This window comes from Kitasatospora sp. NPDC005748, assembly GCF_040630735.1.
In the GTDB taxonomy this organism is placed as follows: Bacteria; Actinomycetota; Actinomycetes; order Streptomycetales; family Streptomycetaceae; genus Kitasatospora.
In genome coordinates this window covers 45,030-59,403 of sequence record NZ_JBEXYD010000003.1, presented here as the reverse complement: position 1 = coordinate 59,403, position 14,374 = coordinate 45,030, and the positions used below count along the sequence as shown (strand labels likewise).

Below are 14,374 nucleotides of genomic sequence, written 5' to 3'. Positions count from 1 at the left end.
GGGGCCTGGCGGAGCCCGGGAACGGCAAGGCGAACCTGGCCGGAGTACTGCTCACCCCGGCCAGGTTAGGCTCACCTTAGCTGATTGTTCCCCGGGGTTCCCGTTCGACGCGTCCGTCCGGGGGAGCGCCCGGCGTACGCACCGCGCTCAACTGGCGTGCGAGCCAGACCGGTACGCCCCCGAGCGCCTGGACCAGCCTGGTCGCCTCGGCCCGCAGCCGGACCGCCTCGTCCGGTTCGGAGACCTCGGCAAGCGCCGCCAGCGCGGGTGCCACCCCGACCGTGAAGCCGAGCTGCTCGCGCAGCCGCAGCGAGGCGTCGAATCCCTCCCGGGCCCGGTCGTGGTCCCCGGCGGCCTGGGCCAGTGCGGCCAGGTGCCGCCAGGTGTAGGAGCGCAGCAGCTCGTCCCCGCGCTCGTCGGCCCCCTCGTGCGCGCGGCGGTAGGCGATCCAGGCCGCCGTCGGGTCGCGCAGCAGGTTCTCCGCGACCAGTCCCCGGCGGAAGTCCAGCAGCGGACGCCCGGGGGCGTCCGGCGGCAGCAGCGCCGAGGTGCGTCCGAGCGCCGCCTGTGCTTCGTCCAGCCGGTCGCGTGCGCCGAGCACGCTGGAGACGTAGGCGAGGAACCCGCGGGCGCAGGAGGCGCCCGCGCGCTGCTCGGTGCTGGTCACCAACGCCTCGGCGAGGCGCAGCGCCTGTTCCGCCTGGGTCCAGTTGGCCGCGGTGAACAGGCACTGCTCGATGAGCAGTTCGGCCCGGCCGAGGGCGGCCTCGGGGTCGCGTTCGGCGGCCGGGCGTAACAGCTCCGCGGCCTCCTGCCAGCACGCCCGGGACCGCAGCCGCCATACGGTGTCCCCCGGTTCGCGGGGCGCCGGCCGCCCCCGGCCGTCGCGCCCGCCCTGGCCACTCGGGCCCCATCCGTGCTCCGACAACGCCACCTCCTTGTGTGCGCCATCCAGCAGGACGCCGGCCTCTGCCCCCAAGGCCCGCGTTGTGGCGGCAATTCAACACGGGGGTGAGCTTGTGCACCAGATCACGAGCGCAGGTTGTTGCGGGCGAACCGGTTCCGCGCCGATCGCTCCCGGGGGCGGGTGGGGCCACCGGGACGGCCGGGGCCGGTGGGCCGGGCAGGCCGACGGCCCGGGCCGCGGGCGGACGGTGTCAGGCGGGCCGGGCCGGTCGGAGCGGGGTCAGGACGTCCAGCCGGTCTCCATCAGCGCCTCGGCGGCGCCGTTGGCGGGCTGGGGCACTCCGGCGAGGTCGAGGCTGAACAGGGCGACCAGCAACTGCTCGCCGCGCACGGTGGCCTGGTGCGAGTAGCCGGCCAGGGTGAACATCGCGGCGGCCATCTCCTCGGCGTGCAGGGTCTGCAGCCAGAGGCACTCCACCGACTTCACGTCGGCCGGCTCGGTCCAGGTGTCCACCTGGGCGACCATCCGGCTGCCGAGCAGGGTGACGCCGTCGCGCTCCTGGGCCTCCGTCAGCTCCAGGTCGTCGAAGCCCAGCCACTCCAGGTAGCGGGCGGCGGTGAACACGGCGTCCTGCGAAGTGCGCACCGGGTGCGGGCGGAACGGCGCGCGCCGCCGCCAGGGGGTGGCCGAGGCACCGGAGCCGCCGGGCGGGGCCGGGACGGGCGCGTTGAGCGGGTGGGCGGGGTGCGGGCGGGAGTTCTGCGGGCCGGCGGTGCCGAGCTGGCCGGTGGTCGCGCTGCCGCCGAGGCGGGTGGTGCGGTCCACCGGCAGCCGCACGGTCGCGCCGCAGTTGCAGGTGAACTCGGGCTGCGGCCACTGGTCGGAGCGGCCGCAGTGCGGGCAGCGCATGTTCAGCCAGGAGTCCTCCCAGGACCGGAACCGCACCTGGACCGGCACGCCGCCGCGCAGCAGCGGCACCTTGAGCGAGGCGCCGCACGGGCAGGGCAGCGACGGCGGCTCGTACAGGTGCTCGCGCCGGCAGGCGGGGCAGCGGATCGCCCGGGCGCCACCACCCGCCACCGGCCCGTGCTGCGCGGGGTCGCGTCCGGTGAAGTCGTCGGGCAGTCCGGACATCGCGGGCACCGTCCGTTCGAATCGAGGGGAAGGACGTGTCCCATGCTCCCCGAAACCCGGGGGCCGCGGCGCGGAATGGGGCAATCCTCAGGGACAGATCAGGGGTGTGCGGTCGATCCCTCGTCGGGGAGGAGGAGCCCGCCCCACCCCGTGGGGGGACCGGCCGCCGGTCCGGACCGGGAGAGGATCACCCCGTCGTCCAACGGGCGAGGTCGGCGGGGGTGTCCAGGTCGTCGGGGACGGCGATGTCGGCGCACTCGACGAGCGTGATCCCGTCGGCGTGCGCCGCCAGCAGAGCCCGCGCGCCGGAGTCGCCGGCGGCGCCCGCCGCAGCCTCGGCGAAGTGCCGGGCGCCGATCAGGACGGGGTGCCCGCGCCGCCCCGCGTAGGCCGCCGCCGCCAGCTCGGCACCGGCCCGGTGCGCGGCGAGCAGCCGGGCCACCGCCGCCGGGGTGACACCGGGGGTGTCCACCAGCATCACCAGGACGGCCGAGGCCTCCGGCGCCAGGGCGGCCAGCCCGGCCCGCAGCGAGGAGCCCATCCCGCCGGCCCAGTCCGGATTGGCCACCAGCCGGCAGCCCGGCAGATGGGCGGTGGAGCGGACCCGGTCCCCGGCCGCGCCCAGCACCACCGTCACCGAGGCGCAGCCGCCGGCCCGGACCACCCCCGCCGCGTGCTCGACCAGCGGCCGGCCCCGGTACCGGATCAGCGCCTTCGGCCGGCCGCCGAGCCGCCGCCCGCCCCCGGCGGCCAGCACCAGGGCGGCGACCGGCCGATCACCACCCGTCCGGCGGCTGGTCCCCGTCCGGCCACTGGTCCCCGTGCTGTCGCGCATGGACCCAGCCTGCCCGTCCGGGGTGCCCCGGCGCAGCCGTAGGAAGCCACAGTTGGACGAACGCACAAGGAGAACCCGCAGGTCGGGGCAGCTCCCCGGTGGTTCGGCCGCTGGTATCCCGGCCCGGCTGCCCCTGTACTGGGCCGATGAACACCGCACCGCGCCCGCTGTCGGACCGCTTCGGCAGGGTCCACACCGACCTGCGGGTCTCCCTCACCGACCGCTGCAACCTGCGCTGCACCTACTGCATGCCGGCCGAGGGCCTGAACTGGCTGCCGAAGGCCGAGGTGCTGAGCGACGACGAGGTGGTCCGGCTGGTGCGGATCGCCGCCGGGCGGCTGGGCATCGGCTCCGTCCGGCTGACCGGGGGTGAGCCGCTGCTGCGCCGCGGCCTGCCCGACCTGGTCCGGCGGATCACCGCCCTCGGCCCCGAGGTCTCGCTGACCACCAACGGCATCGGCCTGGCCCGCACCGCCGACGCGCTGCACCGGGCCGGCCTGCACCGGGTGAACGTCAGCCTGGACACCCTGCGCCCCGAGCGGTACGCGGCGATCACCCGCCGGGACCGGCTCGCCGACGTCCTCGCCGGCCTGGCCGCCGCGCAGGCCGCCGGGCTCGCGCCGGTGAAGGTCAACGCGGTGCCGGTGCGCGGGGTCAACGACGACGAGATCCTCGACCTGGTGGAGTTCGCCGCCGAGCACGGCTACCGGATGCGGTTCATCGAGTCCATGCCGCTGGACGCGCAGGGCGCCTGGGACCGGGCGACGATGGTCACCGCCGACGAGATCCTCGCCGTCCTCGGCACCCGGTGGGACCTCGTCCCGGTCGGCCGGCACGGGAACGCGCCGGCCGAGGAGTGGCGGATCGCCGGCACCGGCACCGTGGTCGGCGTGATCGCGTCCGTCACCCGCCCGTTCTGCGGCGGCTGCGACCGCGTCCGCCTCACCGCCGACGGCCAGTTGCGCAACTGCCTGTTCGCCACCGAGGAGTCCGACCTGCGGGCACTGCTGCGCGGCGGCGCGGACGACGACCGGATCGAGGCCGCCTGGCGGGCCACCATCGGGCGCAAGGGCCCCGGCCACGCGATCAATTCGGCCGACTTCGTCCAGCCGGACCGGCCGATGTCCGCGATCGGGGGCTGAGCCCGGCGGGAGGAGGCGGGGCGGGGCCCGGGCGGGCGCCGGGGTGTGAGCTTCGACATGCTCGAACGCTCCGTGCCGCGCCGCCTTGACGGCCCGTGGGGCGACTGGTCTGCTGGGGCGCCGTCAGCCACCCCCCAGTCCGGGAGTCCCCGTGCCCGCCCGCCGCACCGCCCTGCTCGCCGCCGCCGCCTTCCTGATATCCACGCCGGCGCTGGCCGGTTGCACCGGGGGTGCCGGGAAGCCGGCCACCGAGGCGGCCGGGCCCGCCGGCGCGGGCACCAGCCCGCTGCAGAATCCCGACGGCACCAGGCCCGGCCTGGCGCCGCTGACCACGCCCGAGGAACGGAAGGCCGGCCGCGACATCATCGCCGGGGTCGCCACCGCCGCCGCCGGACCCAAGGACGGCTACGACCGCGACGAGTTCGGCCCGGCCTGGACGGACAACGTCGACGGCGTCCCGGGCGGCCACAACAACTGCGACACCCGCAACGACCTGCTGGCCCGGGACGGCCGCTCGGTCGAGCGCAAGGACGGTTCGGCCTGCACCGTCACCGCGATGACCATCGATGACCCGTACACCGGGAAGACCGTCCGGTGGAGCAAACAGCAGGCCTCGAAGATCCAGATCGACCATGTGATGCCGCTGTCCTACGACTGGCAGATGGGCGCGTCGACGTGGGACAAGGCCAAGCGCGTGCAGATCGCCAACGATCCGCTCAACCTCGTCCCGGCCGACGGCTCGCAGAACGCCTCCAAGGGCGACTCCGGTCCGGCCGCCTGGCTCCCGGCCAACACCGCCGTCCGCTGCTCGTACGCGGTGCGCTTCGCCCAGGTCTCGCTGAAGTACCGACTGCCCGTCACCGAGGCGGACAAGAAGGCCATGCTCCAGCAGTGCGGCGGTTGAGGAAACGTTCCGTCACGCTTTGCCCCCCTTCGCCGTCCGCCGGTCGATCACGAGATGACCGGTGTGACGGTCAGGTGATATTCGTGTGCGGTGCATTCGATGATCACCCGGTTCTCCCGGCGCGCCCTGCCCGCGGCCGTCGCCGCCGCCCTCCTGGCCGGCTGCGCCGGCTCGGGCGGATCCACCACCACCGACGCGGCCTCCGGCACGCCGTCACCGGCCGCCGCCCCGGCCACGCCCAGCGCGTCGCCGACCACCCCGCCCACGCCGACGCCCAGGCCCACCGGCGCGGCCGACCCGGCACTCAAGCCCTTCTACGGCCAGCAGATCGCCTGGGCGCCCTGCGCCGACGACCCGAAGACCGCCAAGGTCGACGAGTCGGTGCTGCAGTGCGGCTCGCTCAACGTCCCGCTGGACTACGCCCATCCGGCCGGCGACCCGCTGGCCGTGGCCGTCGTCCGGGTCCCCGTCGCCAGGCAGGACCAGCGGCTCGGCTCCCTGCTGGTCAACCCCGGCGGGCCCGGCGGCTCCGGCGTCGGCATGGTCAAGGCCGCCCCCGCGCAGTTCGACGGCCCGATGCACGACCGCTTCGACGTGGTCGGCTTCGACCCGCGCGGCGTCGGTCTGACCACGCCGCTGAACTGCCTGGACGACAAGGCCCGCGACGAGTGGCTCGCCACCGGCACCCCGGGCGACGACCACGGCAAGGTGCTCGCCGACGCCTGCCAGGCCAAGTTCGCCAAGCTGCTGCCGTTCATCGGCACCCGCGACACCGCCCGCGACATGGACGTCCTGCGCGCCGCGCTGGGCGACCAGAAGCTCAACTACTTCGGCATGTCGTACGGCACCTACCTCGGCAGCCTCTACGCCGAGGAGTTCCCCGACCGGGTCGGGCGGCTGGTGCTGGACGGTGCGGTCGACCCGTCCGTGCCGCTGGCCCAGCACAACACCGTGCAGTACGCGGGGTTCGAGCGCTCGCTGCGGCTCTTCGCCGCGTACTGCGCGAAGCAGGACCAGTGCCCGCTCGGCAAGGACCCGGCCAAGGCGGCCGACAAGCTCGCGGAGTTCCTCGACGGGCTCAAGGCGAAGCCGCTCACCACCACGAGCGGGCGCGCCCTCACCGCCAACGCCGCCTGGGCCGGCGTGCTCGACAGCCTCTACGGCGACGAGAAGACCTGGGACGCGCTGCGCAACGACCTCGGCTGGGCCATGGTCCGGAGCAAGGGCGACAACCTGCTCGCCCGCGCGGACGGCGCCTACGGCCGTGACGAGAAGGGCCACTACGGGGTCTCCGCCGACGCCTACACCGCCATCCACTGCGCCGACGGCGCGACCGCCGTCCCGACCGGCGAGGCCCTCCAGGCCGCGTACGCCGACCTGGCGGCGAAGGCCCCGCTGATCACCCGGCACGAGCCGAGCCTGGCGCTGTTCGACCCCGACTGCCGTGCCTGGCCGTTCCGTTCCGCCGAGCAGCCGCACCCGATCGTCTCGAAGAGCGCGGCCCCGATCGTGGTGGTCGGCTCGACCGGTGACGCGGCGACGCCCTACGCCTCGGCCGAGAAGCTCGCCGCCCAGCTCGGCAACGCCGTCCTGCTCACCCGCGAGGGCGAGGGCCACATCGGCTACGGGCGGAGCACGTGCGTCCGGGCCGCGGTCGACGCCTTCCTGACGGACGGCACCGCGCCGGCCGCCGGAACGCGCTGCCCGACCGACTGATCCGCGCCGAACGACGACGGAGGGGACGCACCGCCGCTGGGCGGTGCGTCCCCTCCGTCGTTCTCCCGCGGCTCCCGGCTCAGGGGGTGCGGCTCAGGGGGCGGGCGTCTGCGTCAGGTCGTAGAAGGTGGTGCCGCCCACCGTCTTCGCGGTGAAGTGGCTCGCCACCCAGGTCTCGATCTGGGCGGTCTGCGACTCCTGGGCGCCGCCGTCGGCACCGGCGGTCGGACCGGCGGTCGCGGCGGGATCGGTGCTGGTGCCGGTCCCGGTGCCCGTGCCCGTCCTGGTGCCCGTGCCCGTCCCGGGGCCGGCCGTCCGGCGGGAGCCGCCGCTGATGAACCAGTGCACCTTGCCCTCCCGGACGTACTGCCGGAAGGCGTCCAGGCCGAGCGACGGGTCGGTGCCGTTGAAGCCGCCTAGGGCCATCACCGGTTCGCCCGAGGCGAGTTGGTAGCTGGCGGCGGTCTGCGAGCCGCCGGTCGCGGCGGCCCAGGTGTAGCGGTCGGCGTCCTGCCGGAGCAGGGCGGCGGCCTCGTCGCTCACGGTGGCGCCGTTCAGCAGCCCGCCGATGCCGCCGGGGGCGCCGCCGGCCATTCCGCCGCCGCCGAAGCCACCCGTGCCGCCGAAGCCGCCGGCGGCGCCGCGTCCGTTGCGGCCGCCGCCCGTTCCGCCGGTGCCCGTTCCGTCGCTGCCCGTGCCGCCCGCGCCGTTCGCGGCGCCGCCGGGCAGCTGCCCGGGCGCGCCGCCCTGACCGGGCGAGCCCTGCTGCCCGTTGAGGAAGAACCGGCCGTCGCCGCCGGGCGGCATCCCGCGCATCCCGCCCGGGCCCATTCCCCGCCCGCCCGCGACCGCCGGACCGGCCGTCACGATCGAGCCGGTGTGCGGCGTGTTCACGGTGTCCACCGCGTACGCCGCCGGACCGCCCAGCGCCGCCGCCAGACCCACCAGCCCGACCGTCGTGGCGAGTCGGGCCGCCAGCCGCCCGGCCAGCAGCAGCGCCGCCCCGGCGGCGAGCCCGCCGACCAGGACCGCCCAGCGCAGCCACGGCAGGAAGTCCGCGCTGCGCCCGAGCAGGACGTACGCCCAGACCGCCGTGACCGCCAGCGTGGCGCCCAGCACCGCGGCGTAGGGCAGCCGGTGCCGGACCCGCCAGAGGCCGTCGACGCCCATGCCGACCAGCGCCGCGACCGCCGGGGCCAGCGCCACCGTGTAGTACTGGTGGAAGATGCCGGACATGAAGCTGAAGGTCAGCGCGGTGCAGACCAGCCAGCCGCCCCAGACCAGGAAGGCCGCCCGGGCGGTGTCGGTGCGGGCGTAGCGGCGGGTCGCCCAGAGCCCGAGCAGCAGCAGGATCAGCGCGGCCGGCATCAGCCAGGCGATCTGCCCGCCGATGTCGCCGTCGAACAGCCGGGTGATGCCGGTCTCGCCCCAGCCGCCGCCGCCCATCGCGCGGCCGCCGCCGGGCGGTGCCTCGGCCCCGCCCATCAGCCGGGCGCCACCGCCGCCGACACTGCCGGTCTCGTCGCCGTTGAGCCGGCCGAAGCCGTTGTAGCCGAAGGTGAGCGAGAGGAAGCTGTTGTCCTGCGAGCCGCCGATGTACGGGCGGGCCGAGGCCGGCACCAGCTCGACCACCGCCACCCACCAGCCGCCCGCCACCACCATGGCCAGGCCGGCGGCCAGCAGTTGCCGCACCCGCCGCCAGAGCCCGGTCGGCGCGACCACCAGGTAGACCAGCGCGAACGCGGGCAGCACGAGGAAGGCCTGGAGCGTCTTGGTGAGGAAGGCCAGCCCGAACATCACCCCGGTGAACACCAGCCACCGGGTACCGGCCGCCTCGGTGGCCCGCAGCAGGCCGTACGCGGCCAGCGTGAGCAGCAGCACCAGCAGCGCGTCCGGGTTGTTGAACCGGAACATCAGCGCCGCCACCGGCGTCAGCGCCAGCGCACCCCCGGCCAGCAGGCCGCCGAGCGGCGAGAACCGGCGGCGCACCGTCGCGTACAGGGTGGCCACCGTGGCGACCGCCATCAGCGCCTGCGGGGCCAGCACCGACCAGGAGGAGAGGCCGAAGAGGCGGGCGGAGAGCGCCATCGGCCAGAGCGCGAGCGGCGGCTTGTCGACGGTGATGAAGTTCCCGGCGTCCGAGGAGCCGTAGAAGAAGGCCTTCCAGCTCTGGCTGCCCGCCTGGGCGGCCGCCGAGTAGAAGGAGTTGGCCCAGCCGGAGGCGCTCAGGCCCCAGAGGTAGAGGACGGCGGTGGCGGCCAGCAGCGCCAGCAGCGCGGGGCGCACCCAGCGCGGGTCGTCGGCGCGGCCGCGCCAGGACCGGGCCGCCAGGGTGCGCAGCCGGCCGGCCCAGGACGCCGGGCCCTTGGGACCGGCGGCGGGTGGCGGGCACGGCGGGAAGAGCGCCTCGGCCGGCGCGGGGGCGGGAGCCGCTCCGGGGACGGGGGCGGGGCCGGGGAGCCCGGGGGCCGGCTGCGGCACCTCCGGCGGCGGATAGTTCGCGGCCTCCGGCCACGGTTCGCCGGCCGGAGGGGAGAAGCTGGTCGTGGTCATGGACGCTACGCTCGGCCGCCCGGCTGAGAGGACCGTGAGACCGGGCTGTGAGCCGTCTCTAATCCTGCCGGGGGCCGTGCGGACGGCCGCGTGCGCACGCCCCCGGCGGCCGCGGCGGGTCGGTGCGCGGCGGGGAGTGCGCGGCGGGTGCTACGCGGCCTGGGGCATCGTCAGGTGCTTGCCCAGCCACTCCATCGCCGGCGGGATCTCCCGCGTCCAGGTGTGGAAGTTGTGGCCGCCGGTGTCCAGGGTGATCGTGGAGAGCTTGGTCGGCGCCTTGAACGCCTTCACCATGTCCTGGGTGGCGGCGTAGTTGTTCTCGTCGTGGGCGGTGGCCAGCAGCAGCGAGACCGGCGCGGCCGGTTGGTTCTGCAGCCGCCACAGCAGGTCGTTCTCCTGCTTCAGCCGGCTGTCGCCGCCGAAGAGGTCACCGGTGGTCTCGTCGATCGGCGCGGTGTAGTAGCCGGAGAGGGAGACGGCGGCCCGGTAGGCGTCCGGCTTGCGCAGCGCGAACTTCAGCGCGCAGTAGCCGCCGGTGGAGTTGCCGATCACGGCCCGGTTGGCCGGGTCGGTGCCGATCCGGTAGGTGGTGCCGAGCGCCTTGGGCAGGTCGCTGGTGAAGAAGGTCTCCACCTGCGGGCCGTTCGGGACGTCCACGCACTCGGTGTCCCGGTTGTTGACGAGGGTCGGCCGCATCATCACCAGGATGGTCGGCGGGAGCTTCTTCTGGTCGATCGCCTCCAGCGCGGAGGCCGGGTACTGCATCAGCGAGATCAGCTTCTCGGGAGTGCCGGGGTAGCCGGCCAGGACCAGGGCCATCGGGAACTTCTGCTGCGCGAAGTCGGGCTGGAAGTACTGCGGCGGCAGGTAGACGAACCCGTCGGTGCTCAGGCCGCTGCCCGCTCCTTTGACGGAGACCTTGTGGATCAGGCCGACCCGCTCCGGGTTGGAGCCCTGCTGGGCGTAGAACTTCTGCTCGCCGGTGATGGCGACGGAGGCGTTCGGCTGGTGGTCGACCACCGTGCCCGGCCCGCCGTTGGTGCCCAGGAGGTCGGTCCAGGAGCTGTAGAAGCCGAAGTAGCCGTTGGCGATCAGCCCCATCGCGACCAGCACCGAGATCTGGGTGGCGAGGAAGGCGCCGATCCGCCCGAGCCAGGCCTGCCAGCCGCGCCCGCCGAATCTCGGCCAGAGCCACATCGTGGCGGCGAAGACGCCGATCGCGAGGAGGGACGCGATGATCTGGAGGGGGAGTCCCGTAAGCCTGAGCACGTGACCGATCGTAGTTGACGCGCGGTGGCGTCCCGTGCGCCCCTCTCTGCGCCCCGCCTGCGCCTCAACACGCCTCTTGTGCGCCCTGTTGACCGCGTGACAAAGGCTCGGGATCATGTCCGCGGGGAATGCACGGAGCGTGCATGAGAGATCACCGGGGGAGCGGGCATGAAGTCCTTCGTCAAGGTCGGCCTGGCGGCCGGCACAACGCTGCTGCTGGCGGCGTGCTCCAGTGGAGGGTCCGGAGGGGCGGACTCCTTCGGCCTGGGCCCGGGCAAGAGCGCCCCGGCGTCGGCGAGCGCCAGTGCGAGCCCCAGCCCGACACCCACCCCGACCCCGACGCCGACCAAGCCGCCGTACGGGCCGGTCCTGGTGAGCTACATCGACCCGGTCAGCGCCGCGCTCGGCAAGCTCAACGCCTCCGCCGGTCTGGACGCCTTCGCCACCACGCTCCAGGAGGCGGCCACCGCCGCGTCCTCGGCCGGCAGCGGCCTGGGCCTCGCGGGCGAGCCGGCGGCCGTCAGCACGGCGCGGCGCCAGCTGGTGACGGCGCTCGGCCAGCTCTCCACCGACCTGACCAAGGTCCGCAGCGACATCAAGGCGAAGAACCTCTGCGCCACCACCTCGGCCTTCGCCCAGGTCGGCCTCTCCGAGGGCCTCAAGGCGGTGCCCCCCGCCCTCGCCCAGATGGCCGCCGCCGGGTATCCCACCACCTTCAACGTCCCGCAGACCCCGCAGCTCCAGACCCGGTCGCTGGAGAGCGGCACCATGGTCCGCTCGGGCCGCCTCAAGGGCGAGGGCGTCCTCAACGTCGACAACGGCGGCAGCTCCGACGCGGTGGTCTCGCTCGCCCAGAACGGCAAGTCGATCCACTCGGTCTACGTCGGCAAGGGGAAGAAGGCGTCCATCGAGGGTGTCGAGGACGGCACCTACGACGTCTACTTCGCCGGCGGCGTCGACTGGGACCCGACGCTGAAGGCGTTCACCCAGAGCTGCGACTTCAGCAAGTTCGACGACAGCATGGCCTTCGAGACCGGTCGCACCTATACCTCGTGGTCCATCACCCTCCAGCCGGCGGTCGGCGGCAACGCCAAGACCAGCGACGTGGACGAGGACACCTTCCCGCAGCCGTAGCGGAAGAAGTACCCGCGGCGGGCCGGGAGCCCGCGGCGCCGTCGGCCGATCCGGCCGGCGGCGTCGTCCTGCGTGGGGCGCCGTCCCGTGTCGCGGGCGACGCGCGCCAGGGCGGCGAGCGGTGTGCCGACGAGGACGGGCAGATCCAGGTGCAGGTGGTGCCGGCGGGGGCGGGCAGGTCCCGGGTGGGCCCCGGAATCTGCGACACCTGACGGTTCACCCGGTGGCACCGGTCCTGCCGTCGCACCGCCGGGCAGGCTCGCGGGTGGCGCCGCCGACATGTGGTGCACATCTCGAACCTGCCTCCCGGGTAGCAGGTTTGGGGCGGGGCGCGTGCTGCGACCTCGGGTGATGGGGCCTAGGGCGGCGAAGGCCGTGGCAGCGGCGCGGAATCGGTGGCGCGAGTTCTGTCGGCATGGTTGACCCGTTGAGGTGGTCATGGCACTTTCGTGCGGCGCGGGCGTCCGCGACCGGTCGTACGCCCCGCAATCCCCCACAAGGAGAAGCATGTTCAAGAGACTTGCCGCCCTCGTCGGCGCAAGCGCCGTCGTCGCGGGTGGGCTGACCCTCGCCGCCACCCCCGCCCAGGCGGTCCAGGCCGGCGATCTGACGTCCACCATCGCGCTGAGCAACTGCTCGGCCTCGCTGGTCCGTTACCCCTCGTCGGTGGACACCGACCGGGCCCTGATGCTCACCAACGGCCACTGCCTGCCGACGATGCCGTCGGCCGGACAGGTCGTCCAGAACCAGAGCGCCAGCCGCAGCGGCACGCTGCTCGGCTCCTCGGGCAACTCGCTCGGCACCGTCCAGGCGGACAAGGTCCTCTACGCGACCATGACCGGCACCGACGTCGCCCTGTACCAGCTGACCGACACCTTCGCGTCCATCACCTCGAAGTTCAGCGCCACGGCGCTGACGATCAGTGACACGCACCCGGCCGACGGCTCGGCGATGTACATACCCTCGTCGTACTGGAAGCAGGTGTGGAACTGCTCGGTCAACGGGTTCGTCGACACGCTGCGCGAGGACGAGTGGACCTGGCACGACTCGCTGCGCTACAGCGCGGGCTGCAACACCACGCACGGCACGTCCGGTTCGCCGATCGTCGACGCCGCCACGAAGAAGGTCGTCGGCATCAACAACACCGGCAACGACGACGGCCAGATGTGCACCCTCAACAACCCGTGCGAGGTGGCGGCCGACGGCACCACCAAGGCCACCAAGGGCCAGAGCTACGGCCAGGAGACGTACTGGTTCACCACCTGCCTCGGCGCCGGCCGGGTCATCGACCTCAACGTCAGCGGCTGCCTGCTCACCAAGCCGGCCGGCACCAGCGTCTCGGTGACCAACCCGGGCAGCCAGAGCACCGCGCTGAACGGCTCGGTCAACCTGCAGATCTCGGCCTCCGGCGGCACCGCCCCGCTGACCTTCACGGCCACCGGCCTGCCGACCGGCCTGTCGATCAGCTCCAGCGGCAAGATCACCGGCACCGCCACGGCCGCGGGCACCTACAACGTGACCGTGACCGCGAAGGACGCCGCCAACAAGACCGGCACCGCCGCCTTCACCTGGACGGTCACCGGCGGCGGTGGCGGCACCTGCACCCCGGCGCAGCTGCTCGGCAACGCGGGCTTCGAGACCGGCAGCGCCGCGCCCTGGACGGCGTCCAGCGGTGTCGTGGACAACAGCGCCTCGCAGGCCGCGCACGGCGGTTCGTGGAAGTCCTGGCTGAACGGCTACGGCTCAGCCCACTCGGACAACCTCTCGCAGGCGGTGGCCGTCCCGGCCGGCTGCAAGGCGTCGCTGAGCTTCTACCTGCACATCGACACGGCGGAGACCGGCTCGACGGCGTACGACAAGCTGACCGTCTCGGTGAACGGCACCGCGCTGAAGACCTACTCCAACGTAGACGCGGCGGCCGGCTACCAGCTGCGGACCTTCGACCTCTCGTCCTACGCGGGCCAGACGGTCACCGTGAAGTTCGCGGGCACCGAGGACGCCTCGCTGCAGACCAGCTTCGTGATCGACGACACGGCGCTGCAGACCAGCTGACGCCTGCGCCGTAGTCCCCTCGGCCGCCCGGTCCCCGACCGGGCGGCCGTTCGCGGGTCAGAACAGCCGGTGCCCCTTCACCCAGACGCTGCGCCTGCCGTCGGCGCCCACCAGCCGGAACTTGTTGATGCCGGGGTAGGACCAGCCGACCCGGAAGAAGCTCAGCCCGAAGACGAACGCGAGGAAGGCCCACAGGAACAGGAGGCCGAAGCCGTCCGTCGCGTCCGGGTCGTTCTCGTCCACGGTCTGCCCGCCCAGCTGGACCAGCATCGGAACGACGACCGCCAGCGAGAGCAGCAGCACCGCCCCCACCACCAGGTAGATCCACCGCTTCCGGCGCGCCGTGGGGCGGCTCTCGACCCTGGCGCAGAACGCCCGCCGGCACCGGTCGCAGGTGAACGACGCCACCGCGCTGCCCTGTTGAGGGCGCTTGCGGTCCTCGCCCGAGATGATGCCGATGTTCCAGTTGACCCTCGTGGCGGTGAACCCGGCCTCGACGCTCACCCGGCACCCCAGCGCGATCGAGTACCGCTCCTCGATCGACGGATTCCTGACTCCCATACGTCCCCCCCTGCCGCCCGCGCCCGCCGCGGGTGAGCCAGGGTACCGCCCGAGACCGGCCCGGGGGTCGGAGTGCCGCCCAAGTTCCTTGTTTTGCAGACGCGTTGGCCTAGCCGGTCGGCGTAGGCCGTCTCGCCGGGGCCCGCTCGGCGGGCCACGGTGCGGGG

General features: G+C 74.0%; 10 protein-coding genes and 2 pseudogenes. 6 read left to right on the top strand and 6 right to left on the bottom strand.

Translation table 11 applies throughout. The annotated features are described in order from the left end of the window. Positions 1–76: 76 nt before the first annotated feature. The 3 genes from ABZ495_RS03390 to ABZ495_RS03380 all read right to left on the bottom strand — a co-directional run bounded on the left by ABZ495_RS03390 (position 77) and on the right by ABZ495_RS03380 (position 2,801). A complete protein-coding gene (locus ABZ495_RS03390) occupies positions 77–928 on the bottom strand; it encodes a hypothetical protein (protein ID WP_329487121.1) in 852 nt (283 codons plus the stop codon). 258 nt (positions 929–1,186) lie between these two features. Next, positions 1,187–2,041 (bottom strand): hypothetical protein, encoded by an 855-nt coding sequence (locus ABZ495_RS03385; protein ID WP_329487120.1) that lies wholly within the window; start codon positions 2,039–2,041, stop codon positions 1,187–1,189. 187 nt (positions 2,042–2,228) lie between these two features. Then, a complete protein-coding gene (locus tag ABZ495_RS03380) occupies positions 2,229–2,801 on the bottom strand; it encodes a nucleotidyltransferase family protein (RefSeq protein ID WP_359834384.1) in 573 nt (190 codons plus the stop codon). A 221-nt stretch (positions 2,802–3,022) separates the two neighbouring features. Between ABZ495_RS03380 and moaA the strand changes: the two genes are divergently transcribed. The 3 genes from moaA to ABZ495_RS03365 all read left to right on the top strand — a co-directional run bounded on the left by moaA (position 3,023) and on the right by ABZ495_RS03365 (position 6,638). Next, positions 3,023–4,018 (top strand): GTP 3',8-cyclase MoaA, encoded by a 996-nt coding sequence (gene moaA / locus ABZ495_RS03375; RefSeq protein ID WP_359834233.1) that lies wholly within the window; start codon positions 3,023–3,025, stop codon positions 4,016–4,018. Positions 4,019–4,229: 211 nt separating this feature from the next. Then, complete coding sequence (locus ABZ495_RS03370) at positions 4,230–4,922, top strand: HNH endonuclease family protein (RefSeq protein ID WP_359802975.1); 693 nt, start codon at positions 4,230–4,232, stop codon at positions 4,920–4,922. Between the two features lie 99 nt (positions 4,923–5,021). After that, positions 5,022–6,638: an alpha/beta hydrolase gene (locus ABZ495_RS03365; RefSeq protein WP_359834382.1), complete on the top strand. Its 1,617-nt coding sequence runs from the start codon at positions 5,022–5,024 to the stop codon at positions 6,636–6,638. Positions 6,639–6,731: 93 nt separating this feature from the next. Here ABZ495_RS03365 and ABZ495_RS03360 read toward each other — a convergent pair whose 3' ends face one another. Together ABZ495_RS03360 and ABZ495_RS03355 are read right to left on the bottom strand one after the other, a co-directional pair. Further along, positions 6,732–9,191 carry a glycosyltransferase family 39 protein gene (locus ABZ495_RS03360; RefSeq protein ID WP_359834231.1) on the bottom strand — a complete coding sequence of 820 codons (2,460 nt, stop codon included), beginning with the start codon at positions 9,189–9,191 and terminating at the stop codon, positions 6,732–6,734. Between the two features lie 150 nt (positions 9,192–9,341). Beyond that, positions 9,342–10,460 carry an alpha/beta hydrolase-fold protein gene (locus ABZ495_RS03355; protein ID WP_329487115.1) on the bottom strand — a complete coding sequence of 373 codons (1,119 nt, stop codon included), beginning with the start codon at positions 10,458–10,460 and terminating at the stop codon, positions 9,342–9,344. Positions 10,461–10,628: 168 nt separating this feature from the next. Between ABZ495_RS03355 and ABZ495_RS03350 the strand changes: the two genes are divergently transcribed. The 3 genes and pseudogenes from ABZ495_RS03350 to ABZ495_RS03340 all read left to right on the top strand — a co-directional run. After that, positions 10,629–11,594: a hypothetical protein gene (locus tag ABZ495_RS03350; RefSeq protein WP_359802269.1), complete on the top strand. Its 966-nt coding sequence runs from the start codon at positions 10,629–10,631 to the stop codon at positions 11,592–11,594. A 438-nt stretch (positions 11,595–12,032) separates the two neighbouring features. Beyond that, a pseudogene (locus ABZ495_RS03345) lies at positions 12,033–12,719 on the top strand (trypsin-like peptidase domain-containing protein); the annotation flags it as partial. A gap of 201 nt (positions 12,720–12,920) precedes the next feature. After that, positions 12,921–13,646 (top strand): annotated as a pseudogene (locus tag ABZ495_RS03340) (putative Ig domain-containing protein); the annotation flags it as partial. Positions 13,647–13,703: 57 nt separating this feature from the next. Here ABZ495_RS03340 and ABZ495_RS03335 read toward each other — a convergent pair. Next, positions 13,704–14,207: a hypothetical protein gene (locus ABZ495_RS03335; RefSeq protein ID WP_359802266.1), complete on the bottom strand. Its 504-nt coding sequence runs from the start codon at positions 14,205–14,207 to the stop codon at positions 13,704–13,706. Between the last annotated feature and the right edge of the window lie 167 nt (positions 14,208–14,374).